The sequence below is a fragment of the Algiphilus aromaticivorans DG1253 genome (assembly GCF_000733765.1).
Taxonomy (GTDB): Bacteria; Pseudomonadota; Gammaproteobacteria; order Nevskiales; family Nevskiaceae; genus Algiphilus; species Algiphilus aromaticivorans.
The window spans coordinates 762,935-788,807 of record NZ_JPOG01000001.1 but is presented as its reverse complement, the minus strand read 5'-3'; the positions used below and the strand labels follow the sequence as shown (position 1 = coordinate 788,807).

General features: G+C 66.5%; 22 protein-coding genes. 4 read left to right on the top strand and 18 right to left on the bottom strand.

Features of this window, described 5'->3' with window-relative positions; genetic code table 11:
- The 14 genes from galE to U743_RS03575 all read right to left on the bottom strand — a co-directional run bounded on the left by galE (position 1) and on the right by U743_RS03575 (position 16,487).
- A complete protein-coding gene (gene galE / locus U743_RS03645) occupies positions 1-1,068 on the bottom strand; it encodes a UDP-glucose 4-epimerase GalE (protein ID WP_156966317.1) in 1,068 nt (355 codons plus the stop codon).
- A gap of 574 nt (positions 1,069-1,642) precedes the next feature.
- On the bottom strand, positions 1,643-2,704 hold the full coding sequence (locus U743_RS03640; RefSeq protein WP_198021911.1) for a polysaccharide biosynthesis/export family protein: 1,062 nt from the start codon (positions 2,702-2,704) through the stop codon (positions 1,643-1,645).
- Between the two features lie 107 nt (positions 2,705-2,811).
- On the bottom strand, positions 2,812-5,082 hold the full coding sequence (locus tag U743_RS03635) for a polysaccharide biosynthesis tyrosine autokinase (RefSeq protein WP_198021910.1): 2,271 nt from the start codon (positions 5,080-5,082) through the stop codon (positions 2,812-2,814).
- A complete protein-coding gene (locus U743_RS03630; protein WP_043765579.1) occupies positions 5,079-5,774 on the bottom strand; it encodes a YjbF family lipoprotein in 696 nt (231 codons plus the stop codon). Before U743_RS03630 ends, U743_RS03635 begins: the two co-directional genes overlap by 4 nt.
- Entirely contained in the window at positions 5,771-7,945 is a 2,175-nt protein-coding gene (locus tag U743_RS03625; protein WP_269530554.1) for a YjbH domain-containing protein, read from the bottom strand. Before U743_RS03625 ends, U743_RS03630 begins: the two co-directional genes overlap by 4 nt.
- Complete coding sequence (locus U743_RS03620; RefSeq protein WP_084191327.1) at positions 7,942-8,868, bottom strand: SLBB domain-containing protein; 927 nt, start codon at positions 8,866-8,868, stop codon at positions 7,942-7,944. The genes U743_RS03625 and U743_RS03620 overlap by 4 nt, the downstream gene beginning before the upstream one ends.
- Before the next feature lie 74 nt (positions 8,869-8,942).
- Positions 8,943-9,542, bottom strand: a complete 600-nt coding sequence (locus U743_RS19010) for a hypothetical protein (protein ID WP_156966316.1) — start codon at positions 9,540-9,542, stop codon at positions 8,943-8,945.
- Positions 9,543-9,746: 204 nt separating this feature from the next.
- On the bottom strand, positions 9,747-10,106 hold the full coding sequence (locus U743_RS03610) for a hypothetical protein (RefSeq protein WP_156966315.1): 360 nt from the start codon (positions 10,104-10,106) through the stop codon (positions 9,747-9,749).
- A gap of 164 nt (positions 10,107-10,270) precedes the next feature.
- The gene (locus tag U743_RS03605) at positions 10,271-10,762 is read right to left on the bottom strand and encodes a nuclear transport factor 2 family protein (protein WP_043765569.1); all 492 of its coding nucleotides are present in this window, start codon (positions 10,760-10,762) and stop codon (positions 10,271-10,273) included.
- Between the two features lie 269 nt (positions 10,763-11,031).
- Positions 11,032-11,850, bottom strand: coding sequence for an outer membrane lipoprotein-sorting protein (locus tag U743_RS03595; protein WP_084191326.1), 819 nt, complete (start codon positions 11,848-11,850; stop codon positions 11,032-11,034).
- A 27-nt stretch (positions 11,851-11,877) separates the two neighbouring features.
- Positions 11,878-12,891: a HupE/UreJ family protein gene (locus tag U743_RS17910; RefSeq protein ID WP_052367489.1), complete on the bottom strand. Its 1,014-nt coding sequence runs from the start codon at positions 12,889-12,891 to the stop codon at positions 11,878-11,880.
- On the bottom strand, positions 12,888-13,802 hold the full coding sequence (locus tag U743_RS03585) for a peptidylprolyl isomerase (RefSeq protein WP_043765563.1): 915 nt from the start codon (positions 13,800-13,802) through the stop codon (positions 12,888-12,890). Before U743_RS03585 ends, U743_RS17910 begins: the two co-directional genes overlap by 4 nt.
- Positions 13,799-15,805: a DUF3604 domain-containing protein gene (locus U743_RS03580; RefSeq protein WP_156966314.1), complete on the bottom strand. Its 2,007-nt coding sequence runs from the start codon at positions 15,803-15,805 to the stop codon at positions 13,799-13,801. The genes U743_RS03585 and U743_RS03580 overlap by 4 nt, the downstream gene beginning before the upstream one ends.
- On the bottom strand, positions 15,729-16,487 hold the full coding sequence (locus U743_RS03575; protein WP_232226713.1) for an SDR family oxidoreductase: 759 nt from the start codon (positions 16,485-16,487) through the stop codon (positions 15,729-15,731). The genes U743_RS03580 and U743_RS03575 overlap by 77 nt, the downstream gene beginning before the upstream one ends.
- A gap of 140 nt (positions 16,488-16,627) precedes the next feature.
- Here U743_RS03575 and U743_RS03570 point away from each other — a divergent pair, with 140 nt between their 5' ends.
- From U743_RS03570 to dmpG, 4 genes are all read left to right on the top strand, one after another.
- Entirely contained in the window at positions 16,628-17,482 is an 855-nt protein-coding gene (locus U743_RS03570; RefSeq protein WP_043770960.1) for an alpha/beta fold hydrolase, read from the top strand.
- Positions 17,479-18,276: a fumarylacetoacetate hydrolase family protein gene (locus U743_RS03565; protein ID WP_052367487.1), complete on the top strand. Its 798-nt coding sequence runs from the start codon at positions 17,479-17,481 to the stop codon at positions 18,274-18,276. The genes U743_RS03570 and U743_RS03565 overlap by 4 nt, the downstream gene beginning before the upstream one ends.
- An 18-nt stretch (positions 18,277-18,294) precedes the next feature.
- Positions 18,295-19,212: an acetaldehyde dehydrogenase (acetylating) gene (locus U743_RS03560; RefSeq protein WP_043765559.1), complete on the top strand. Its 918-nt coding sequence runs from the start codon at positions 18,295-18,297 to the stop codon at positions 19,210-19,212.
- Between the two features lie 126 nt (positions 19,213-19,338).
- Entirely contained in the window at positions 19,339-20,382 is a 1,044-nt protein-coding gene (gene dmpG / locus U743_RS03555; RefSeq protein ID WP_043765557.1) for a 4-hydroxy-2-oxovalerate aldolase, read from the top strand.
- A 96-nt stretch (positions 20,383-20,478) separates the two neighbouring features.
- Here dmpG and U743_RS03550 read toward each other — a convergent pair whose 3' ends face one another.
- The 4 genes from U743_RS03550 to U743_RS03535 form a co-directional block, all read right to left on the bottom strand.
- On the bottom strand, positions 20,479-22,092 hold the full coding sequence (locus tag U743_RS03550; RefSeq protein WP_052367486.1) for an alkaline phosphatase D family protein: 1,614 nt from the start codon (positions 22,090-22,092) through the stop codon (positions 20,479-20,481).
- Positions 22,093-22,764: 672 nt separating this feature from the next.
- Positions 22,765-24,966 (bottom strand): beta-glucosidase, encoded by a 2,202-nt coding sequence (locus U743_RS03545; protein WP_052367485.1) that lies wholly within the window; start codon positions 24,964-24,966, stop codon positions 22,765-22,767.
- Entirely contained in the window at positions 24,963-25,469 is a 507-nt protein-coding gene (locus tag U743_RS03540; protein WP_043765555.1) for a nuclear transport factor 2 family protein, read from the bottom strand. The genes U743_RS03545 and U743_RS03540 overlap by 4 nt, the downstream gene beginning before the upstream one ends.
- A gap of 69 nt (positions 25,470-25,538) precedes the next feature.
- Positions 25,539-25,856, bottom strand: coding sequence for an SCP2 sterol-binding domain-containing protein (locus U743_RS03535; protein ID WP_043765553.1), 318 nt, complete (start codon positions 25,854-25,856; stop codon positions 25,539-25,541).
- Positions 25,857-25,873: the final 17 nt, after the last annotated feature.

Genomic DNA, 25,873 nt, shown 5'->3' with positions numbered 1-25,873 from the left:
TTAGCCCTGTTTCCGCTGTTGTTGACGTGCGTCGAACCGCACCGTCTCGGCGGCCGCATCGCCCGCCTCACTTGCTTCGGCTATCCAGTTACGGAAGCTATCGGTCCCATGCCAGCGAACTGCCGTTTCTATGATGTCCGCAATCTTTGTATAGCGTGGTTCCCAGCCGAGCACCGCACGAGCCCGCTTGCTCCCGGCTACCAGATGTGCCGGGTCGCCGGGACGACGCCCGGTAACCGGTATGTCTAGCGCCACGCCGGTCACTTCTTGCACTGCGTCTACAACTTGTTTCACGCTATGGCCGGTGCCATTCCCCAGGTTGAAGGTATGCATACCGACCGCGTTGTCCAAGTGATCCAGCGCGAGCAAATGCGCCTCCGCAAGGTCGTTCACGTGGACGTAGTCGCGGATACAGGTGCCGTCTTCGGTCGGGTAGTCGGTTCCATTGATCGTCACCTGCATACCCTCCCCAGCGGCTTTGCGCACCAGCTTGGGGATCAGGTGGGTCTCCGGATCATGGGCTTCACCTATCACCGCGGAAGGGTCGGCGCCGGCAGCATTGAAGTAGCGCAGGGCAACTGCTCGCAGCCCGTATGCACGGGCACTGTCCCGCAGTATCTGCTCCACCATCAGCTTGGACAGACCATAAGGGTTTACTGGGACGGTAGGATGATCTTCCGCAATGACGCGGGACAGCGGCTCACCGAAGACGGCGGCGGTAGAGGAAAACACGAGCTTGCTCACCTCGAACTCGCGCATGACGCGCAGAAGGTTCAAGGTGGCGGCCACGTTGTGGCCGTAGTAGCGCTGGGGGTCGCGCATGGATTCCGCCACGACTGACAGGGCGGCGAAGTGCAGCACGCCATCAAAGTCGTGAGTGGCGAAAAGCTCGCGCAGGAAGGCGGCGTCCTCAAGTGAGCCGCACGCATGCAAACCCCACTGCAAAGCGCCTAGGTGGCCAGTGGAGAGATCGTCGCAGACGACCACTTCATGACCCGCCTCGTGGAGACGCTTGCACATGTGGGAGCCGATATAGCCGGCGCCGCCACAAACTAAATATTTCGCCACTATGCGCTTCTCCCTAGTACTCCCTGCGCTCTTTGCCGATGATGCGCTGCAACATCAGCACGCGCAACCCCATGACTTGGGGAGGTTGAGTGAATTCCTAATCCAGATTTCAGCTTACGTGCGTCGCCAAAGCTCTGGGCGCCGCGGGGAGAAGCATGACGCCTCCCCCCCCTTTTTCTCGACATACAGCTGAAACAAGAATTGTGCCGAAGTGACTTTTCGCGCTGATGACGGCCCCTGCTACTGGTGCTGCGTGGCGGCTAACGTGCCAATGGGGTGCTTACTCTTCGATGAATCGGGACGCTGCGCCCTTCCCCAGGCGGCCATTGGGTGCCTCCCTGGCAACCCCGTACGCCACGGTCTCCCGGTGCCATGACGACTTACCCGTACACCAACTAGCGACCGGCCGCAGGAGCGATGTGACATTTTGGAACCGGACGTGTCGCGCACTTTATTGGTGCGTGGCGTGACTCCTCGCCCCCCGCCCCTCTTCCGCCGCTTCGCGGCACCTTCTCCCCCACGGGGAGAAGGGATGTTTATTGATGTCACGCTGGCGCTCGATTGAGCGTCGGCTTTAATCGTTGACCAGGCGGTCGAGCTGGAAAAGCGTTGATACGGTCGGCAGTATCTGGCTCACGACGCGGTTGTAGCGCGCGAAATCGGTTGCTGATACGTAGACGACGTCTCTCGGCTGCAACTCGAAGCGTTCGGCGAGAAGGATGCCGTCCGCCCGGCTCAGATCCAGGCCGAAGACCAGGGCTTCCTCCGGCTCGCAATCGCAGAGCTGGCTGACACCGGGCTGGACGCCGCTGCGGAAGACGAATACCGAAGCGTCGTTGGCCGCCAGCGCGTCCATGCCGCGAGCGCTGGCGATGGCCTCGGTCAGAGACATGTAGTTGCGGTCGATGGGTACCGAGCCCTGCTCCTCGACCTCTCCCAGCACGAAGACCTTGTCCGCCGAATTGTCCGGGATATGGAGAACGTCGCCGGGCTCGAGCGCGATGTTGTAGCGCGTATCGCCACGCGCATGAAGGGCATGCAGGTTGATCAGGTGCGACTCATCTTCGCGTGACAGTACGGCGAGGCGGCGGCTGGCTGTTTCGCGCAGGCCCCCATGCTCGTTGATGAGGTCGAGAATGCCGCGGGGGGTGTCGTCGATGACCGAGACGCCGGGTTGTTCGACCTCGCCGGTGACGAAGACCCGCTGGCTGCGGTACTCCAGCACGCGCACGTCCACCTGCGGCGTGCGGATAACCCGCTGCAGATTCTCCGCGATGTAATCACGGATCTCGGCAAGGGTCATGCCCGCTGCCTGGAAATTGCCGACATAGGGATAGAACATCTTGCCGTCGGGCCCCACCAGGCGCCCGGCGCTCTGCGTATCGCGCAGCTCGTTGCCCGGGTTAGTGAGTTCGGGATGCTCCCAGACGACAACATTGAGCACGTCGCCGGCACCCACGCGGTAGCTGTAGCCGCGATTCCGGACTTCCTCGACAGGGCGCAGAGAGCCTTCGAGCGGCAACTGGGCGCGCGAACTCTGGCGGTCCTCAAGCTCCCGGATGACCGAGGGCGTGATCGGCAGCAGCGTGTAGGGCAACGCGGCCTGTCGGCGATCGGCGTCCGATTCGGGATTCACGTTCAGACCCGGCAGAACCGAGCAGCCGGCGAGGCCCGTTAGTAGGCCGGCGACGAGAAGACCGGCGAGGATCCGGACCGGGGCGAGGCGTCTGTTGGATGTGTTCATCATGCCTTCGAGCTGTACTGGTAGGTGTATCCGTAGCGGTAGCCGTAACGTCCCTGCCGGCCGTAACGCCCGGCAGTGACCCCCATCTGGTTGAAGACGACGCCGCGCACTGTGACGCCGCTTCGCTTCAGGCGGTTGACGGCGTCGGCAATCATCGCCATCGGGTGCTCGCCTTCCTTGAGCACGAGCAGGGTGGCGCCGGCCAGGCGGCCGACGATAGCCGCGTCGGTCACCGCAAGGACCGGCGGTGTATCGACGATGACGTAATCGTATTGCTCTGCGAGGGTGTTCAGCAGCTCCTCGAAGCGGGTGTTCAGCAGCAGCTCGGCCGGGTTCGGAGCGACCGTGCCGGCGCTGATGAAATCAAGCCCAGGGTGCTTCTCGACGCTGCGGATAACGTCCTGCAGGCTGGCATCGCTGGCGATGTAATCCGCCAGACCCGGCTTGCGCTGCATGCCCATCCGCTCGTGCATGTGGCCGCGCCGCAGGTCGGCGTCCACGACGGCGACCTTGCTGCCGGCTTCGGCCAACACCGCACCAAAGTTGAGCGACAGAAAGGACTTGCCCAGACCCGGTGACGGGCCGGTGACTGCGATGACGCGGCTGGGCGCGTCCAGCAACGCGAAATGCAGCGAGGTGCGCAGGCTGCGCAGCGACTCGGCGGTAATGGATTGCGGCGCATTGCCGACCAACAGCCCCACCGATTCGCCGCGCTTGCGCGCGCGGCGCCTTTGCTGGCGCTCCAGCTTGCGCTCTTCCTCGCTGAAGGGGATGGCGGCATAAGTCGCCAAGCCCAGCTTCTGCTCGACTTCCGTTGGGTCGCTGACACCTTCGCGCAGTGCCCGGCGCAGGAAGACCGCCATGACGCCCAGCATGCCGCCGAGCACCAAGGCCAACGCCAGCACCAGACCGCCACGCGGTCTCGCGGCTTCCTCGGGTTCCACGCCCAGGTCGATGATGCGCACGTTGCCAACGGTTCCGGCGCGCTTGATCTGCAGTTCCTGCGCCGAGTTGAGCATGGAGGTGTACAGCTCGGTGTTCACCTCCACGTTGCGCTGCAGGCGCAGCAGCTCCTGCTGCGTTTCAGGCAGCCGGTTAACCTCGCCGCGCAGCGATTCCATCCGGCGCTCGGTATCCGCCAGCTGGGCGTCGACCGTCTGGATGACGGGGTGATCCGCCGTGTAGCGGCGCAGGGCTTCCTGGCGCTTCTGCTCCAGCTCGGTGCGCTGCTGCTCCAATGTGACGCTGCGCTCCAGCACCAGCTCGGTTTCCTTGGTGAGATCGGCCGAGCCCTCGCGCAGTCGGTATTCGTTGAGCTTGGCTTCGGCAGCTTCCAGATCCTGCTTGACCTGGGGCAACTGCTCGTTGAGGAAGTCGAGCGTCTGCTGTGCTTCCTGCGACTTTCGCTCCACATTCTGGCGTTGATAGGCCTGAATGAGCTTGTTGGCGCGCGCGGCGGCCTCCTTCGGCGAGCTGCCCGACGCGGTGATGTAGAGGATGCCACTGTCGCGCCCGCGCTCAGTCACGGAGAGCTCCTGCTGAAGCGTACTCATGACACGGTTGCGGCTACGGCGCGTCACGACGAACTCCGTGCCCGGCTGGCCCACGATCTCTTGCACGAAGATGACCACTACCCCCAGAGGGGTGGCGCGTTGCTCCAACTCGCCCTCCCGTCCCCGCTCGATCAGAACATGGTCGTCCGGCCCCGTCAGCCGGTACTCGCCGTCACCTGCTGCGGTCAGCCGCAACTCCTTCCCGATCAGCTCAGGACCAACCTCCAGATTCGTGACCGTGATGCGCTCGCCGCCCCAGGCGAACTGCCGCAGGCCCAGGAAGGCATCTGCAGGCTCGTCGCCGCCGAAAGTACGCGCCCAGGCACGACCGATGATCGGGAAATACCGTGGCTCGGCGACAATGAACTCGCGCAGCTGATCGACCACATTGGAAACCACCATGCGGCTTTTGAGAATCTCGATCTCGGCCGATACCGGCGTTTCCTGCCCACCGAGCACGCCTTGCAGCTCGCCGAGCGCTGCGTCCAGCGAGCTCTTGTTCTCCATCTCCACCTGCACCAGCGCGCTGGATTCGTACTCGCGCTCAGCAGCCCAGACGTAGAGAACCGCGAGCAGCAGCGCCCCCAGAATGCAGCCGATGATGATCAGGCGGCCTTCGGAGAGTGTCTTCAACAGCTGGCGCAGGTCGATCTCGTCCTCGTCAGCCTGGAAGGGCATGGCTCCCTGTTGCGTTTGCGGGTCTTGGTACTGATTCACTCGTCAGGGTCCTGATTACTGTTTTGGCCGGCGTCCGGGCTTCTGGAAAGCCAGACGATATCGGCCCGATGAGGGGTTCCCGGAATCCGCTGCTGAAGCCGCACGACGCGGCCCGAGCTTCGGTCCAGCCAGATGACATTGGTGTAGCGGCCCCCCGAAGCCTCGCGCTGAACGCGTTCGTCGACGCGCTGCAACGGGCGCACCTGACCACCAATGCGGACTGGCGTGGGCTGCCCGATAGGGTATAGCCGAGAGACAAGCGTCTCACCCAGCACGTCGTCCGAGCCTGCTACATAGGCCGCGTGGTCCAGCGATTGCGCTTCCCCGGAAAGCAGCGACTGCAGGTTCGGCGTCGCGAAGATCGGTTGGTTGATGACGGCGTCCTCCGGCAGGCCACGGGTAGCGAGGATGCGCCAGCCTTCCAGCCAGATGGCCGAACCGTCGGCCGCCATCCACTGCTGAACGCCATTCTCCTCCCTGACCAGCATCATGCGACCCGGCGTTCCGCCGTCGATTCGCACACTGATTTGCGCGTAAGGATAATCCAGCCGCGGCACGGTAGCCACGGGCGGATAGTCGACCGCCTTCGAGAAAGGCGCCGACAGCGCATCGACTACAGACCTGGTGGTGCTGCAACCAGCAAGCAGCACCATGGCCATCAGCAGGAAACTGTTGCGCACCGAAAGCTTCATCGCAGCCAGGCCTCCGGCTCGTTCTGCAGCGTCCGCGTATGGGAATACTGCAACGTGTCGTAGAGCGAGCGCCCGGCGGTGACCTTCTGCCCACCGTCACGCACCAGCGGCCGGAATATGTAGGTGGCGGCACCCTTGGCGCTGCGCGGGCCGAAGAAGTCCAGCGGGATGCTGAAATAGATGCCCTTGTCGAATGAACCTTCCCCGAACTCCTCGGAGGAGACGTCCGTAAAGCTGGCGAAGACACCGAAACGCGCGCCGCTACGGAAGCCGCGGGAGAAGTCGAAAGTCATGCCCAGATCACCGGCCAGATAACGCCCAGCGCTGACGACCGCTCGTACGTTCTGCCAGGGAAGCTCGTGGTAGTAGGTGAGATGACCGGTAGTGACTTCGTACTCCCGGAAGGTGAGGCGCTGATCGAAGTCGCGCTGGCGCACGCGGTTGACTTCCGCGCCCACCGCCCAGCGCGCGCCGGTCGGCCGGTAAAGCAGCTCGCTGGCGAGACCGCCGTACATTTCCTCGAAGATGCCTGCCGATACGCGGCCATACCAGTCGCTGGCCACGGGGAAGATGTAGTTGGTCTCCAGTTGGGCCAGGTAGTAGTCCTTGCCGGTGCGCTGGTACAGGCCGATGTCGCTGCGCACGCGGGGCAGACCGCTCGGGAACTGCGTGCCCAGGCGATTGCCGATGTTATCGAATAGGTTAAGTGCGACAGCTCCGGTGAAACTCCAACCCTTGGTGAGCTGCAGCGTACCCGCGCCCCGAAGCAGCAACTGCCCCACCGCGAACTGGTCAGGCCCGCCGATATTGGTGCGGGCCTGGGGCGAGAAGCTGTGGCTGAACGCCGGATAGCTCAGCAGATCCCGGTAGCGCGCCTCGCTGTAGCCCGCCGTGCGTGGCGCCTGCACTTCCAGGTAGCTGATGAGCTCTTCCGGTGAAGCGGGGCCGGCCACGGCCTGGTGGAAGACCGCGCGCGGGAAGCGGAAGCGCGCACTTTCCGCGCCGCCGGTGACGTCGACCAGCGTGTAGTCCTGATAGGCGCGCCCGGTGTAGCGCAGCACTGATCGGGCGATCCGGCCTGCGGCAGGCGCAAGACTATTGGCACGCCCTTGCCCGAACCAGACAGTCAGGGTGTCGCTGCCCTGATCATCGTCCATGGCATGGAGGTAGATACCCTGGGGCGCCAGCTCGCGCGTGATGCGGGTGACGGTGGGCGGATCGATCTTGCGGGACGTCGGGCGGCCCAGCGCCGTGCTGTAGGAACGCACAGCGAGGGGGGCGCCCGTGTGCATCTGCGAACGCTTCGGCGACGCATCGAAGCGGCCATGCGTGTGGGCGGAAAAGGTCAGTGTCTCGCCGCGCTGGTAGCTCAGGCCGAGATCCAGCACATCCCAGGCCCGATAGTTCAGCCCGAAATTCAGGCGGGAGGATGCCGGCAGATTCGGGCCACGCTCGGACTGGTAGTCATTGCCCTCCAGCTCCGCATAGAGAGAGAGTGGCCCCTGATTGGGAGTCCAGGAAATACCACCGAATATCGCTGTATCACCACGGAACCAGGTTTCCGGCTGCAACTCGCCGGTGTTCTCAAGGCCGCCTTCGAAGCCGCGGGGGCGGTTGTCGAAACGATCAGCCACCAGGCCCAAGGGATTATCGAAATCGGCGCTGCTGCCCAGTCGCCCCCAGCCGATACCGACGTGGAAATCGAGGTCGTAGTAGCGGCGGCTGGCAACGACATACTCCGAGGAGAAAAGGCCAGTGCCGCCGAAATCCATCAATCCGACGGCAACCTGCGGCAACAGGTCGCTCTCCTTCCACAGCCGCAACTGAAGGTCGAAGCCCTTGTCCGTGAAGGTTTCTCCCGTCGTGCTAGTCGCGAAGCGGCGATTTCGGACGTCGGTGAAGCGAAAGGTGCCTTGCAACCAATCGAAGGGCTGCGCATGCAGCGTGTAGCTTCGGTACGGGTCGAACTGCGCGTAGCCGAAATCCAGTGCGCCCGTACCCATGCCACGCGCTGTCGGCGTCTGGGCGAGGCCGACCTGACCGTACTGGTTTACCCAGGCCTGGCTTTGTGCTTCCGGGGCCGAAGTAGCTGCAAGCAAAGCCAGGGCGAAGGAGGCGACGGAAGCAAGCCGGGCTCGGCGCGGCAGTTCCTTACTTCGGTGCCGCGTCACGGTGCCGGGCAGGCGGTGGTTGCTTCGGCGAGCGGGGGCAACAGCACCGCCGCGCCTTCACGCCCACCGCGATCCCCGTCGGCCGCCATAAGCTCATTGAGCGCCAGTTGTGCTCGCGCGTCGCGGGCGTAGCGCTGCAGTGACTCGTTGCGGTAAGGCACAACGATGATGGAACCCGGCGGCACGTTTTGAGGCTGGTACTTCCAGGGGCTGACTGCCAGCTCGCGCAGCCCGCCGGACGGGAGATAGACGCCGACCGATTCCATGCTTGCGCCTTCCAGCAGGCCACCGGCACGGTCGAGGTAGTCGTCGGCCAAAGCGCCGGTGCTGAAGGCGATGGCGCCAGGTGACTTGACGGCACCAATCACTGCGACGTTGCTGGGGCGCTGCGGAATGAACAGCACATCACCCGCGCGTAGCAGCACGTCACGCTCGGGGAAGCGACGCCTTGTCGGCATATCGACGGCCACCGGGAGACGGGCAAAGCCACGGTCGCGGCGCAGCACATCGACGAGCGCATCGCGCGCCGCACCCGAAGCAGGGCCGGAAATGACGATCTGCAAGGCCTCCAACGCGCCCGCAGACAGGTCCGCATACGACTGCGAGCCACGCGGAGCTGTCGCCATCTCGGGCAGGCGGCGGAACAGCAGGGCGCCTAGCGGATAAGCGTCCCGGCGGAGACCCCCGGCCTGTTTGAGTGCTTCGGAGATGGGCATGCCTTCCGCGCGTGCAAGGACATGCGTGGGCGAGCTGCCCGCGATCGCGCCCGCGATAGTGATTTCCTGACGCGGCAAGGCTGCGTCGGTTTCCACGCCCGCAACGCAATACGCGCCAACCGACTGGACCGGTGACAAGGCACAGATAGCCAACGCCAACAACGCAGCAGACCGGTAACTGCCCTTCGTCCTTTCCACGATTTTCATGCGAGACGCCAAAAAAACGGAGGGGGCGGGAACCCGCCCCCTCCTTGGGCATGCCTGATCACCAGGGTCGCTAACTAGCTCCCGGTGCCACCCGTGCCGCCGGTGCCGCCACCCGTGCCGCCGGTGCCGCCACCCGTGCCGCCGGTGCCGCCGGTGCCGCCCGTGCCGCCCGTGCCGCCACCGCCCGGTGCCGGATCGGGATCCGGGTCTGGATCGGGGTCTGGATCAGGATCGGGATCGGGGTCGGGATCGGGATCCGGGTCCGGATCGGGATCGGGATCGGGATCCGGGTCTGGATCAGGATCTGGGTCCGGATCGGGATCGGGATCCGGGTCTGGATCGGGGTCCGGATCGGGATCTGGGTCCGGATCGGGGTCTGGATCAGGATCGGGATCCGGGTCTGGATCGGGATCCGGGCCCGCCCCAGGCGCCTCGATCCTGTCGTCATCAGCAACTGCGACAATGCCGAGCCCGACGAAAGCCACGCCGAAGCCGACGGCCAGCGGAATCAGCGATTTGGAAACCAGCAGCCCGGCTCCCTCGGCGGCCTGAAGGCCTCGCGAGGTGAGCGCGTAGCCACCATCAACCTGAACGATGTAACCGGCTTCGACAGCCTCGTCTACATTCGCCTGGCCGAGGCTATTCGCAACCTGGTTGGCCTCCGCCTGAGACATCGCACGCGACTGCTGCGCCAGCACGAGCGGGGCGTGCGTGAATGCTGAGGTGCCAGCGAACGCGCTTGCCGCCAGAACAATTGCTGTTTTTTTCATTCGGGAAACCCCTTGAACCGTTGCATGAGCTAATCAGCTACCTATTACGTTGTCAAGTTACGACAAGCACGAAACGTGCCTTAAGCCAGATGAACCAAAAGTGAAGCCTTATTCGGGCAGATCCGGATTGATGCGCGCGAGATCCTGGCTAGCGCCACCGCCCCCAGAAACCGCCCGGAAGAAGACTCCGAACGCCCGTTCGGGTAGCGAAGACCCGGAAGCAAAACGCGGGGGTTGCTGGCGGTCCCACTCAAGCAGCTGGAGCTGCTCGACCAGTTCTGCACGCGAGGAATCCCCTGAAGTCTCCAGGGGGCGGCCCATTTCCAGCGGCTCGACGTCCGGAGACACAACGGCGACACGCGCCACACCGGGCTCGCCACTCACGTCCTGCGCGGAGACAACCTCCCCCCACAACAATCCCGCTGCCAGCATCAAAGTTGTCGCGTATCCACGCTGACTTGCGTTCATGGCTACCAATTATACGTCTTCGTTGTTCGATCTTACGTTCGGGGGCGTGACTTGGATGACGCCGTGATCAGGTTTTTTCTTAGCGCATTGATATTGGTGAACTTTTTAAAGTCAAGCCACCGAAAAGCATGCCTCAACCGGCCTAAAGGCGGACCTGGGGGTCGCTAGGCGTCGGGGGGCAGCGTCTTGCCGTGCTTGGCGAGGTAGTGCGCGGTAATGTTCGGCGTCTTGGTGACTTCCTCGACGATCTCCCAGACGCGTTCGTAGCCGCTGTGCTGGATCTGCCAACGGCCGTCGCAGAAGACGTAGCGGTCGCGGTAGAAGGAGGCGCCATCGGTAGTGATCTTGCGGCGCAGGTCGAGGAACCAGTCACGCAGGTACCAGCGGCCGCTGGCCTCGGTGTCGGAATGCACTTCGATTTCCGGGTGATTGCCGTGGTGGAAGGCGATCGCCTCGGCGTGGAAGGCGTATTCCAGGGCTTGCAGGATGTTGTCGCGGCCTTCGGCTTCAAAGCGGTAGGTGCCGCCGACGTAGCAGACGGTGGCGTCTTCGGTGAAGACCTCCTTCAGCGTTTCCATGTCGGCGGTGTCAATGGCGCGGAAATAGCGGTACTTGAGCTGACGGATCAGCTCGATGGCTTCCAGGTTCAGGGCCATGGTGTCTCCTCACAGGGCTGGGTTGGCGGTCGGTGCCGCTTGATGCCCAGCTTTGCGGGAGGAGGCTTCGCGCGCCTCGCGCAGATGGATGAGTTGGGGGTCTTTGTTGTTGCTTGGGGAGCCTTGCTTCTTCTGCTGGGCCCTCTCCCCTAACCCCTTTCCCGCAGGCGGGAGAGGGGGACGTGGGGCTTGGAGGGGGCGGTGCTTCTGTGGGCCCTGGGCCCTCTCCCCTAACCCCTCTCCCGCAAGCGGGAGAGGGGAAGATGGAGCTATTCGACTCGGTGGAAGCGGGTGGGGTCGAAGACGCCTTCTGGTGCACTTACCCGGGCGCGGATGCGCTCTACGCGCAGGTCGGTGCGGGCGCCGCTGTCGAGATCCTGCATCGTCAGCTGCATGGGATACCAGTAGCTCCCGAACTGGCGCAGGTGCTCGGCGTCCACCGTGAGCTGCTTGCGCATCTTGTCGCCGGCGTAGAGATCGGCCTGCACCACCAGACAATGCTCGGCGTCTACAGCGACATCGACGCGATCGTGCGCGCTGCGCCGGGGCCTGGGGTCGGTCAGGCGCAAGCGATGCACGGGGCGGCCCTGGCGCTCGCCGCGCTCGACATACTCGACGTTGACGTTGCCGAAGAGGCCCTGCCAGCGCCGGAAATCGTTGTAACTGAACTCCGTGCCCATCAGGGCCGTGTCCGCGAAGCCGCCACTGACCTGGCGCACGCGCCCTACCGACGGCAGAAAGACGTACATGCCGTCCGAGTCTTCATGGTCGGCCTCGCGCAGGAGATAGGAGGCGCCAGCGAGATAGTCCGGGGCCTGTACCTTCATCACCGCCTGCAGGCGCCGCTCGGCGTCCGGGCTATTACGGGTCACGCGCATGTGGAGGCGCGCGGCCAGCAGCTCGGGGTCGGCATCGCTTTCACTGGAGAAGGTTTCGAAGCGCAACTCCTGGAGGATGACAACCTCCTCCGGAACTGCCTGGGACATGCAATCCAGCACATCCGCCACGCTCGCCTGCTGCGCTGTCGCCGGGGTGCTCAGTGCCAGTACCAGCCAGCCGCCCCATGCCATTACCCTGCGCATCATCATTGCAATCTCCTTCGAAAACCGTCGAATTCACCATACCGGAGGCAGCAACAGCGCCCCGCGGTCAATACACCAGAATGCGCCCATCGTTCCCATCGCGTACGCCGCCGTCGTGTGCGCGTGCCGTATCGAGGGCGCGCGAGCGAGGGCACGCAACACCCACGCCAAGCCGGTCAGGGCGACGACGACCGCCACCTGCCCCAGCTCGATGCCGATATTGAAAGCCGCCAGCGCCAGCCAGAGCTGCGACTCCGGCAGGCCGATATCGGCCAGCGCGCCGGCGAAGCCCAGGCCGTGCAGCAGGCCGAAGCCGGACGCGGCCACCGTCAGCCACAGCGTGCCCGACTGCTGCGCCGGGCCGGCGCGCAGCACCCGCCAGCCCAGCCAGACGATGCTGGCTGCAATGCCCCACTCCGCCACGGCCTGCGGCAGCTGCAGATAGCCCAGCACCGAGGCCGCCAGCGTCAGGCTGTGGCCGAGCGTGAAGCCCAGCGTCAGCGCCAGTAGCTGACGCAGGCGCGCAACCAGCAGGAAAAGGCCCACGACGAAGAGCAGATGATCCGGGCCAAGCAGCAGATGCTCAACGCCCATGCCCATGTAATCGCGCGCGGTTTCGGACCAGGGAACGGAGCCGACCGGCCACAACGGCGCAGTGACGCGCCCACCATCGAGCAGCTGCGTGCTGATGACGCCGGCTTGGCCTTCGCGACGCAGCAGCACGCTGCGCGGGCCGTCGGCCAGGCCCGCTATGCGCAGCTGCGCCTCGGGCTTGGCAGCGCTGCAATCCAGGCGCCAGCGCTGCGCCGCGAAACCGGCCTCGGCCGGTGTGGAGGCTGGGCCTTGCAGGTGCTCGCAGGCCGGCGGAAAGACGGGGCGAAGCTCGGCGGCGCCGGGGTCGCGCAGGCTGTAGCGCCAGCCTGCAATCAGCCGGCCGTCGCCTTCCGCGCTCAGCGTCAGCACGCTGGGCGCCAGGGCGTGCGCCCCTGCCAAGCCCGGCAGGCCGAGGGTGACGAGCAGCGCTAGCGTGCTGAACAGCCTCGTCATGGGCGAAGCGCCTCCTGCGCACCGGGCAGGCGAATCGTGTAGCCAGCGCGCAGCCCGGCAAGCTCCTCGGCCACCGCACCGCGGCGGCGTTGCTCATGCGCCAGATAGCGTGCAGCGCGTTGCTCCCAGCCGGCGTCGCTGCGCACGGCAGTTTCGCTGGGCGTTGCGTGCAGTAAGTGCCAACCCTGTGCGGAGCCGACCGGGCCGTGCCACTGCCCGGCCTGCATGCGCGCGGCCGCGTCGGCCACGGCACCGCCGAGCTGGCGACGGATATCGGCCGGTGCCACGTCGCGAAGGCGCCGACCGCCGAGATGCGGCTCACCCGCTGCTTCCGGGGCGATCTCGCCGCGCACCAGAGCGTCGCGCAGTGCTTCGGCACGCTGCTGCGCCGCCGTGTCGCGACCGGCGACGAAGACGTGGGTCAGATGCATGCGCGAAGCCCGGCGCTGCTCGGCCATGGGCGCGCCGGCTGCTGCGACGGCGATTGCGCTGCCGTCGACGATATCGCCCTGCACGCGCTCGATCAGCCGACGCCGCACCAGCACGTCGCGGCGCGGCATGTCGAGGGCGCGGGCGCGGCGCAGCAACTCGGCCTCGCCGGCCTTCGGATAGCTCAGCCGCATGTTCTGCAGCAGTCGGCGACGCGCCACCGGGTCACGGCGATCGAGGCCGCGCGCCAGTGCCCGGTCGATAAGCACTTCCTCGTCGACGCGCGCGCGCAGCAGGGGCTCGAAGGGAATGCCCTTGGCCCGGGCCTGCTGGCGCAGCTGCGCGACGGTGGCGGCGTCCAGCTGCAACAGCGGCTTGGGGCTGTGCAGGAGCCCGCTCGTCTGCAGCGCGCTCTGGCCGAGGAAGACGAGGAGGCCGAGCGCCACGAAATGCAGCAGCGGATGGCGCAGCAGCGCCGTCACGACGGTTCCGGCCGGTACCAGACCGGCGAGGTCCAGGCGCGCTCCTGGATGGTTTTCGGGTAGTTGGCGTTGCAGCAATCCTCGAAGCCTTCCGGCACGCCGTCCGGGTCGTCGCAGTCCACGCCCGCGGCGTTGCACTGGTAGGTGGACCAGCGGCAGCTGGGGTTCTCCAGCACGCGCGCGTAGTAGAAGGCGCGCTCGTCGGGATCGAAATCAGGGTCCTCCCAGACCGTGCACAGGCTGGCCGCACCGCTTCCGGAAGTCTCGCAGGTGGCGGTATCGACGCTGGCGCCATTGTCGGGGTCGCCGGCCACGGTGCGCACTTCCTCGTGCAGCGTGCCGTCGGCGTCGCGCCAGCCCTTGATGATCTGCACCTGCTGCAGCGGCTGGGCGGTGGTGACGGTCGCATCGCCCGGATCGCGCATGGCCCAGACGGCGATGCGCGGCGGCGCGCCCTCGACGGCCGCCAGCTCACCGCCCATGGGCACGCCGGCGTCGTAGCCGGTGGCGGTGAAATCGCCGGCGGCGCACATGTCGGCGGGCAGCTCGCTGCCGGCGAAGAGCCGCACGATGGGCCGCGTGCCACTGGTGGCGTAGACCTCGCGGCGGCGCATGGCGTCGAAGAGCGCCGGGCGGGTGTTCTGCTCGGCCCAGATCACGGTCAGGCCGCCGGGGCTGAACTCGATGAGATCGGTCAGACCGGGCACCTCGTCGCGATTGCCCTGCCCCGCCCCGCCGTGGCCGGGAAAAGCGTTCTCGGCGGTCTCGCCGGCCGCGGCAATATGCGTGTCCGATCCACCGGCCATCCCGTAGGCGAAGGGATTGGCGCCCAGCTCGGCCTCGAAGGCCAGGCCGCGCTTGAGGGCGTTGCGCACGAAATCCTGCTCGTCGAGGTTGCCGGTGCCGGACGGGCCCAGCTGCTGCGCGCCGAAATTGTTGTAGGGCAGCTTCTCGAAGCCGCACTGCTCATCCGTCATGCCGGCGCCTACCGCATTCGAGCATTCCGAGTCGCCCTTGTGCTGATAGACCTCCACCAGCGGCTCGGCCTGGCCGCGACGCGCCGCGAAGGCGCCGTCCTCGGGCGCTTCGAACATGGTGCCGCCGGAGAGATTCGAGTTGTGCGGGATGGTCAGCCAGCGGCAGCCTTCTTCGGCATTGCAGCCCTCGTCGAGGGCGTCCCACAGCTGGCCGATGCTGGGCTGATCGATATAGGACGGGGGATAGGCCGGCACGCGCTCGTTGGCGAAGACGACGTTGCGGTGCAGGTTGTTGGAGCCCGGCGAGCCGGTCCACTCGTAGGCCACGAAGGAGGAGAAGCTGCAGGCCGTGCTGCGGTCGTAGAAGGTTTCGGCGGCGCGCTGCATCTCGGCCCAGGGCGTCAGCGCCTGCTCGCGGCAGCGGCTGCCGTCGAGACCGCAGTAGGGCAACCGCGGCACCTCGGAATCACCGCTTCCGGTCGGGATGCCCGGCAGCGCCAGCAGCGCGTTGATGGCGATGAAGGCCTGGTCCGGGGCAGTGCGCAGCAGAATGCACTCCAGCGAGTTGTGCCCTTGTGCCTCGGGGTTGCTGCAGATCTCGATCTCGCCGAAGAACTCGGCGTGATCGGTGACCATCGCGAAGTCCAGCGGCCGTGCCAGCTGTGTGAAGCGCGTGGCCTCGCCGTCATCGTCGTAGGGCTGGATGCCGATGCGCTCGCCCAGGGCGTAGCGGTAGGCGTCGAAGGGCCCGAGCCGCGTGCCCTGCGTGCTGGCATCCAGCGAATAGCGCGTGTGGATATGCGTGTCGCCGAAGAAGGGCTGGCGCAGCGGATCGGCGTTGACGCAGCGGCGCTGCGCGTCCTCGACGGGATCGGGCATGGGCATCGACTCCGAGCCGCCGCAGGCCGCCAGCAGCAGCGCCGTCAGCAGCCCCAGCCCTGCGCGCCGCTCAGCCACGCGCAGCCGCATCGAGAAAGGCCGGCCGCTCGCCGCCGCCGTGAACCACGAGATTGCTTCCCGAAACATAGGCACTCCTGGCGTCACTCATCCACAGGCAGGCGTCGCCGATCTCGCGCGGCTGGGCGAGACGCCGCAGCGGCACGGTGTCGGCCACGCGCTGGATACCGGCCTGATCGCCGTAATGCAGCGTCGACTGCTCGGTCTCGACCATGCCGGGACTGACGCAGACCACGCGCACCTGCGGCCCCCACTCCACGGCCAGCGACTGCGTGAGGCTGACGATGCCGGCCTTGGCCGCGCCGTAGGCGGCCGTGCCCGGCGACGGCCGGGTCGCGCTGACGCTGCCGACGAAGACGATGACCCCGCCACCGTCCTGCGGTTGCATGAGGCGATTGGCGTGCTGCGCCAGATGCAGCGGCGCCAGCAGATTCAGCTCGACGATGGCGCGGTGGAAGCGCGGCGAGGCCTTGTCGGCCATGGCCTCCGGCGAGCCGCCGGCGTTGTTGACGAGCACGTCCAGCCGGCCATAGTCCTGCTCGAACTGGCGCATCATGGCGTCGACGGCTTCCATGTCGCGCACGTCGGCGCTGATGAAGCCGGCGCGGTTGCCGTCGCGCTCCAGCGGCTGCTCGGGGGCGCTGCGCCCGCAGACGATGACGCGGTCGCCGGCCGCCAGAAAGGCCTCGGTGATGCCGCGGCCGACGCCCTTGGCGCCGCCGGTGATGAGCACTACGCGCTGCTGCGCCAAAACGATCCCCCGCTGAACGGCTTGTGTCGAAAGCCATGCTAGGCCCCGCCCTTCGGGGCGCCGTCATCCAAAAGGACGACGCAGCGTGCGGCGGTGATGGCCAGCATTGCGGCAACTTCAGCGAGGATTCCGTCGCCGCCATGACCGCCACCCCGATTCCCGAGGGCCGCTATGTGACGACCGCCTCCGGCCTGCGGCTGCACTATCACGAGTCCGGTGCGCGCGAAGCCGGCCGCGGCGGCGAGACCGTGGTCTTCCTGCACGGCAGCGGCCCCGGCGCCAGCGGCTACAGCAACTTCAAGCACAACTACCCGGCGCTGGCCGAGGCCGGGCACCGCGTGATCGTGCCGGACCTGCCGGGCTACGGCCTCTCCGACAAGCCCGAGGATCAGGAGTACGTCAACGACTTCTTCGTCGCGACGCTGCACGAGTTGCTGGGCGCGCTGGGCATCGAGCGCTGCGTGCTGCTGGGCAACTCACTGGGTGGCGCCATCGCGCTGGGCTACACGCTGGCGCATCCGGATGTCGTGCGCGGCCTGGTGCTGATGGCACCGGGCGGCGTCGAGGAACGCGAGGCCTACTTCGAGATGGCGGGCATCAAGCGCATGATGGCGCTCTTCGCCGAGGGGCCGCTGGACTTCGACGCGATGAAGAAGCTGCTGAGCTTCCAGCTCTTCGATGCTTCGCAGGTCGCCGACGAGGTGGTCGCCGAGCGCGTCGCGGTCTGCGCCGATCAGCCGCGCACCGTGCTATCGACCATGCGCGTGCCGAACATGGAATCGCGCCTGAGCGAGATCTGCTGCCCGGTGCTCTGCTTCTGGGGCGTCAACGACCAGTTCAACCCGCCGGGCGGCGCGCAGAAGATCGCCGCCGGCTGCCCGCGCGCCCGCGTTACCCTGCTCAATCAGTGCGGGCACTGGGTGATGGTCGAGCATCTCGACTATTTCAATCGCGCCTGCCTGGACTTCCTCAACAACGAGATGGACCCGGCATGAGTCTGAGCGACATGAGCTGCAACGGCATCGGCGACGACCTCTTCAATGCGCTGCGCAAGCGCGAGACGATCGAGCCGCCGAGCACGCAGCACAACGGCATGACCATCGACGATGCCTATCAGGTCTCGCGGCACTTCCTGGCGCGCCGTCAGACCGAGGGCGAGAAGGTGGTCGGCAAGAAGATCGGCGTGACGAGCGCGGCGGTGCAGGACATGCTCGGCGTGCATCAGCCGGACTTCGGCTTCCTCACCGACGTCATGCAGGTGCCGGACGGCGGCACGGTCAGCCTGGCCGCGCACAGCCTGATCCAGCCGCGCGCCGAGGGCGAGATCGCCTTCGTGCTGGCGCGTGATATCCAGGGCCCGGATGTCACGGAAGATGACGTCATCGCTGCAACGGAATACGTCTGCCCCTGCTTCGAGATCGTCGATTCGCGCATCACCGACTGGCGCATCGCGATCCAGGACACCATTGCCGATAACGCCTCCTGCGGCGTCTTTCTGCTGGGCAGCCAGCGCGTCGATCCGAAGACGCTGGACCTGGCGGAAGTCGCCATGCGCATCGACAAGAACGGCGAGCACGCCGCCGAGGGCAAGGGCAGCGCCGTGCAGGGCCATCCGGCCACGGCCGTCGCCTGGCTGGCCAACACGCTGGGCGCCTACGGCATCCCGTTGCTGGCCGGCGAAATCATCCTTTCCGGCTCGCTGGCACCGCTGTTGCCGGCGCGTGCCGGCGACCATTTTCATCTGACACTCGAGGGCATCGGCGAGGCTTCGGTCCGCTTCGAGGCCTGAGCCACCCGGGAGGGAATCATGAGCAAGATCCGCTGCGCCATCATTGGCTCCGGCAACATCGGCACCGACCTGCTGTACAAGCTGCAGCGCAGCGAGCTGCTGGAGCCGGCATGGATGGTCGGCATCGACCCCGACAGCGAAGGCCTGCAGCGCGCCGCCAAGGCCGGCCTGAAGACGACCTCCGAAGGCGTCGACGGCCTCGTGCCGCACGTCGAGGCCGACGGCATCCGCATTGCCTTCGATGCCACCTCGGCCTACGTCCACGCCGAGAACAGCCGCAAGCTCAACGAGCTCGGCGTGCTGATGATCGATCTGACGCCGGCAGCCATCGGCCCCTACTGCGTACCGCCCGTCAATCTCGCCGAGCACGCCGACTCGCAGGTCATGAATCTGAACATGGTCACCTGCGGCGGCCAGGCCACCATCCCGATGGTCGCCGCCGTGTCGCGTGTACAGGCCGTGCGCTATGGCGAGATCGTCGCCACCGTGTCCTCGAAGTCGGTGGGCCCCGGCACACGCAAGAACATCGACGAGTTCACGCGCACCACAGCGGCCGGGGTCGAGAAGGTCGGCGGCGCCCAGCGCGGCAAGGCCATCATCGTCATCAACCCGGCCGACCCGCCCATCATCATGCGCGACACCATCCACTGCCTGACCGTGGAACCGCCCAGGCACGCCGAGATCGAGGCGTCGGTGCAGGCCATGATCAAGGAAGTGCAGAAGTACGTGCCCGGCTATCGCCTGGTCAACGGCCCCGTCATCGACGACGAGGAGCACCGCGTGACCTGCTACATGGAGGTCGAGGGCCTGGGCGACTATCTGCCCAAGTACGCCGGCAACCTGGACATCATGACGGCGGCCGGTGCGCGCACTGCGGAGATGTTCGCCGAGCGTATGCAAGCCGGGGTTTTCGTGCCGGCTGCGGCTACGGCCTAGGGGCCCTCTCCCCAACCCCTCTCCCAGGGGGAGAGGGGCCAGTTTCTCTTCTCCCCGCCGGGGAGAAGGTGCCGCGAAGCGGCGGAAGAGGGTCCGCGTCACGGTTTCGAGTTTTGGAGAACAGCAATGAGTCTTGAAGGCCGCAAAGTCACCGTTCACGACATGTCGCTCCGCGACGGCATGCATCCCAAGCGCCACCAGATCACCGTGCAGCAGATGCGCGACGTCGCGCGCGGCCTCGACGAGGCCGGCGTGCCGCTGATCGAGGTCACCCACGGCGACGGCCTGGGCGGCGCCTCGGTCAACTACGGCTTCCCGGCCGCATCGGACGAGGAGTATCTGCGCGCGGTCGTTCCGGAACTGAAGAACAGCAAGGTCTCGGCCCTGCTGCTGCCGGGCATCGGCACGGTGGATCATCTGAAGATGGCCGCCGACTGCGGCGTCACCACCATCCGCGTGGCGACACACTGCACCGAGGCCGATGTTTCCGAGCAGCACATCCAGCTCGGCCGCGAGATGGGGCTCGACACCGTCGGCTTCCTGATGATGGCGCACATGATTCCGCCCGAGCAGCTCGTCGAGCAGGCGCTGCTGATGGAGTCCTACGGCGCCAACTGCCTTTATGTCACCGACTCGGCGGGCTACATGCTGCCCGAGGACGTCAAGGCGCGGATCAGCCTGCTGCGCGAGAAGGCCAAGCCGGAGACCGAGATCGGCTTCCACGGCCATCACAATCTCTCCATGGGCGTGGCCAACTCCATCGCCGCGGTCGAAGCCGGAGCCAACCGCATCGACGCCGCCTGCGGCGGCCTGGGCGCCGGTGCCGGCAACACGCCCACGGAGGTCTTCGTGGCGGTGGCCAACCGCATGGGCATCGAAACCGGCGTCGACCTCTTCAAGGTCTCCGACGTCGCCGAGGATCTGATCCAGCCGCTGCTGGACTTCCCCGTGCGCATCGACCGCAACGCACTGACCCTGGGCTACGCCGGTGTCTATTCCTCCTTCCTGCTCTTCGCCCAGCGCGCCGAGGCCAAGTACGGCATCTCCGCCCGCGAGATCCTGCTGGAGCTGGGCCGCCAGAAGATGGTCGGCGGTCAGGAGGACATGATCGAGGACACGGCACTGACCATGGCGCGGAAGCGCGAGGCCGAGGGAACCGCCCAGGCCTGACCCCACGCGGAGCCGCCCGGGCGGGCGAAGGTCGCCCTCGCCTGCCCTAGCGGCGCCGCGCCCTCCCTGGCGCCCGCACATCCGGTGCGTGGCGCACTAGCGGCTGAAGCGGCTGAGGCGCAACGTCGTCTCGCCGCTGTTGACGCGCCAGACCTGCCCGGGTCGCTCGGCCTTGATGGGTGTCAATACCGACAGCGCATACATCCAGGCGGCGTCGCACCACTGCGGGGTCGCCGTCACCACCACATAGCCATGATTTGTTTCCAGCGCCCCCTCGGCGTAGCGGATATGGCGGTTGAACGGCTGCAGGGCGTTCACCACGGCGGGAGGGAGGCCCTGCGAGGTGATCGACGGGCACACGAATTCCACCCCCACTGATCCGCTCACACCGGGCTGATAGCTGCTGCTGGTGGGGTCCGGAGTCAGTTCGTTGCAGAAGGCGGTGTGGATATCGCCCGTGATGACCACCACGTCATCAATCCCGGCAAAAGCGTCGAGAAGGCGGCCGCGCTGCGCGGTATAGCCGTCCCAGGAATCCAGCGTGAAGGGCCGGTTCGGTGCCACGTTGAGCTGCGACAGCATGGTCTGCTGGGCGACGATCTTCCAGCGTGCCGTCGTGCTGCGCATCCCGTCGAGCAGCCACTCTTCCTGTGCCCGGCTGATCATGTGCCGCGCAGGATCGGCGGCCGCCTCGTTGTCTTCCGGCTGCACGCTGCGGCCCTCAAGACGGGAATCCAGCACAAAGAATTCAGCGAGGTCGCCGTACTGCAGACGGCGGTACAGAACGGCGCCCGGCCCGTTGTTGGGATTGAATTCATCCCGCACCGGCAGCCACTCGAAATAGGCCTGAGCGGAAACGCGTTTGCGTTGCGTCCACACGCCTTCTTCGCCCTCGGTGTGATTGTCCGCGCCTTCGGTATAGCTGTTGTTGGTGGACTCGTGGTCATCCCAGGTGCAGATCCAGGGGTGGGCTGCATGCGCGGCCTGCAGGTCGGGATCGGTCTTGTACAGAGCGTGACGTTGCCGATAGTCCGCGAGCGTGACGATCTCATGCCCGGGCGCCATGTAGCGCCCCAGGGCGAAGGGCGTCGAAAGCAGTTCGTCGCCGCCGTACTCATAGATGTAGTCGCCCAGCATGAGGACCACATCCAGATCCGCCTTCTCGGCAATGCCCCGATAGGCGTTGAAGTAGCCCATCGAATACCAGGCGCAGGACGCAAAGGCGAACTTCAGCTGCTCCGGCGCCGCATCCGCCGAGGGCGCGGTCTTGGTCCGCCCCACGATGGAGACCGCATCACCGCAGCGAAAGCGGTACCAGTAGCGGGTCGCGGGCCGCAGCCGATCGGCCATCACCTTGACCGTGTAATCGCGCGCAGCGTTGGTGACGAACACACCGGAGGCCACGATGTCCTGCATGCCTTCGTCGCCGGCCAGCTCCCAGGCGACCGGGACATCGGCATCGTCGGCCGGCGTGACCCGCGTCCACAGCACGACCGAGTCCGCGTAGGGGTCACCCGACGCCACGCCATGGTCGAAGCGCACCGGCCCATCGGCGGGAACATCCGGCGCCGGGCCTGCCTGCTGCGGTGCCGAATCCCCGCAGGCGCTGAGCGCGGGTGCGAGACCCAGCGTCGCCAACCCCTTCAGTACCGTGCGCCGGTCGACCTCCGGCACCGCGACGCGCAGCCACTCCGAATGCACTCGTCCCATCACCTGCCTCCCCATGCAATCGCCCAGGAAACCACATGCATACTACGGCCCTGTTTCACGCAGCCGCGACTGCTCGGAGCCCGGTGGCTCTCCCATGACAGGCGCGCGTGCGCCGCTCCGAAGCATCCGATGGCCCCGTCCTTCCCCATCCGGGCTGTCGGCCTGAAGGCCGACCTACAGCGCGGGGAACGCCGGAAACGTAGGTCGGGCTTCAGCCCGACGGACCCATCCAGCCTGTCGGCCTGAAGGCCGACCTACAGCGCGGGGAACGCCGGAAACGTAGGTCGGGCTTCAGCCCGACGGACCCATCCAGGCTGTCGGCCTGAAGGCCGACCTACAGCGCGGGGAACGCCGGAAACGTAGGTCGGGCTTCAGCCCGACGGACCCATCCAGGCTGTCGGCCTGAAGGCCGACCTACAGGGGGAACGCCGGAGGCGTAGGTCGGGCTTCAGCCCGACGGGCTCATCCAGGCTGTCGGCCTGAAGGCCGACCTACAGCGCGGGGAACGCCGGAGACGTAGGTCGGACTTCAGCCCGACGGACCCATCCAGGCTGTCGGCCTGAAGGCCGACCTACAGCGCCGGAGGCGCCGGAGGCGTAGGTCGGACTTCAGTCCGACAACGCCACCATGCAATCTCGGCTGTCGGGTTGGAGGGCCACCGGCAACCGACCGCTAGTTGCAGCTCCCGCCCGCACGCGCCGTTCGCGTCTGCAGTCGGATGTCGCGCGACGATGCGCCGATCTCGATGCGGTAGCACCCGGGCGCTACGGCCCAGTCTTGCGCCGCGCTATCCCAGTACGCAAAGCTGCGATCGTCGAAGGCAAGACGCACTTGCCGGGCTTGACCGGCTTCCAGGCGCAGCTTGTCGAAGCCCTTGAGCTGGCGTGGTGGCTGCACGGTGTCGGCGTCGGGCTGCGGCATGCCGATGTAGAGTTGCGGCACGGTGCTGCCGGCGCGATCGCCGATGTTGCGCACGGTGAAGCGTACGCCCTCGGCATCCACGGCCAGGCCTTCGTAGGCGAAGTCGGTGTAGGACAGGCCGTGGCCGAAGGCAAAAGCCGGCTCGATGCCCATGGCGTCGTACCAGCGATAACCGACGAGCACGCCTTCCTGGTATTCCACGCGCAGCAGGCCCGGGTAGGCGCGCAGGCTGCCGGCGGTGGGCAGGTCCGCCTCGCGCTCGGGGAAGGTCGCGGCCAGGCGACCACCGGGGTCGACGTCACCGAAGAGCACGCGCGCGATGGCCGCGCCCCCCTCCTGACCGGGGTACCAGGCGTGGATCAGCGCTGCCAGCTCGTGACGCCAGGGCGTGAGCACCGGGGTGCCGGACTGCAGCACGGCGATGCTGCGCGGGTTGGCCGCGGCCACCGCCTCGATCAGCGCGTCCTGATCCGGGCGATCACCGGCACAGGACAGCGACAGGCAGGAACGATCCACGCCTTCGCTGATCTCGACGGCCGCAAAAACGATGGCGATGTCCGACTCTGCCGCCAGCGCGGCGGCCTCTTCCTGGTCGCTGCCGTCGGCGAAGCGGACTTCGACACCATCGCCGGCGCGCTCGCGGATGCCATCCAGTGGCGTGGTCTGCCGGAAGGAACTCACGGCCGAGGAGCCTCCGCCGCTGACAATGCGGTCGGCCGCGCCGATCACGGCGATGGATTGCAGCGCATCCGCGCGCAGCGGCAGCAGGCCGTCATTGGCCAGCAGCACCATGCCCTGCTCGGCGACTTCCTGCGTCAGTGCGGCGTGGCCTTGCTGGTCGATGGCGTCGTTGTTCTCCTCGAAGGGCAGGCGATCGAAGACACCGAAGCGGAACATGGTGCTCAGCGTCTTGCCCAGGCGCTCGTCGATCAGCGTCTCGTCGATGCGCCCCAGCGCCCGGTTCGTGTTGATGGTCAGCCGGTTGTAGAGCAGCGGCACCGGCATCTCCAGATCGGTACCCGCGCGCAGCGCACCGACCGTGTTCTTCTGGGCGAAGAAGTAGTCGGTGATGACGAAGCCCTTGAAGCCCCACTCGTCCCGCAGCACCTGCTGCAGCAACCATTCGTTGGAGCAGGCCGCGTCGCCGTTGACACGGTTGTAGGCGCACATGACGCTACCGGCACCGCCGCGCTTGACCGCGTCCTCGAAGGGCGGCAGGTAGATCTCGCGCAGCACGCGCTCATCGACCACGGCGTTGACGAAGAAGCGACCGCCCAGAATGCCGGTCAGCGGCGGCACGCCGAGTTGGCCTTCCTGATTGTTGGCTGCGAAGTGCTTGATGTTGGCGATCACGCCCTCGCTCTGCGCACCCTGCGTCCAGGCCGTGCCCATGCGCGCCGACAGCAAGGGGTCCTCGCCGTAGGATTCGAAGCTGCGGCCGGCCTTGGGCGTCCGCATGATGTCCATCGCCGGACCATGCACCACGTCCGCGCCCTTGTGGCGCACCTCGTTGCCGATAGCCTTGCCGGTGCGGCGTGCGAGCGCGGCATCGAAGCTAGAGGCCAGCAGAGCCGGCGACGGATGCGCCGTGGCCTGTCCCTTGCGGGGACCGACGGGCCCGTCCGAGAAGAGCAGCCGTGGCACGCCCAGCTCGGGAATGCCGTCGCTGGTGCCGTTGGCGGGTTCACCGGTGAGCGACCCAAAGGGGTCATCCCCGGCCAGCAGGCCGATCTTCTGGTCGACGCTCATGGCCTCCAGCAGCAGCGCCGCACGCTGCTCGGGCGACAGGCTCGTATCGCACCAGGGGTGGTCGCCGCAGCTTGTGTCGGCATCGCGACCGGCACTGCTCGCGGGGGCCTGGCTATTGCTACCGCTACCGCTTCCGCTACCGCCGCAGGCAGCAAGCAGGCCTACCAGGATCAGCGCCGCCGTCGCTCGCAGCCGCGCGCTCATGCCGCGCCACCCACGGCTTCGGGCGCCCCCGCCATGACGCGCTTGAGCGCATCCTCCCCGAGCTGGATGACCAGCGTGGAATGCACGATGCAGCGCGTGGCGGCGATCTTCCAGCCGTCGGCCGTACGCCGGTAATCGTCCTCGTAGCGCGCCCCGAGCTGGGTCAGCGTCATTTCCTGGGTGTTGATCAGCTGGTACTGCAGCGCCCATTCGCCCTCGGCGCTGTCCGGTCCGGTGATCCGGATGCGCGGGTTCAGGCCGTGATGCATCTCGACCATGTGCGGATGGCAGCCGATATCGCGGAAGACCTGTACGAGGTCGTCGGCGTTGTCGAAGGCGCCGATGGCGCCGTAGTCGATGGCGACCGGCCCGTCGAGGAAACAGGCGCGCATGGTCGCCGGATCCTTGCCGTCACAGGCCGCGAAATAGGTCGACTTCAATTCCCGGATCGCTTCGCGATCCTCGACCGCCCGCAGGCGGGCGGCGAGTTCTTCTGTTTGCATTGTTTTGTCTCCACCCAAGCAAAACGGCCCGGCAAAGCCGGGCCGCGAAACGCACAGCTCAGCGCTGCATCAGGACAGCTTCGAGCCGTCGAAGAAGCCCTGAAGGCGCTGGCCCAGCATCATGTCGCCCTCGACCTGCAGCTTGCCGGTCATGAAGGCCGTCATGCCATTGAGCTCACCCTTGAAGAGCTGGATGAGATCGTCGTCTTCCATGATGAGGGTTACGTCGGCGTTGTCGGCCGTACCCTCGGTCACCGTGCACTCGCCGTTCTTGATCGTGGCGTAGGCCGGGATCGAAGTGTTGAACTGCAGCACGCACTCGGTATCGCCGGCGGCTTCGGGGTTGAAGGCCTGCGGGAGCTGCTTGAGGAATTCCGCTGCGGACATGGCGTCTCCTTTTTGAG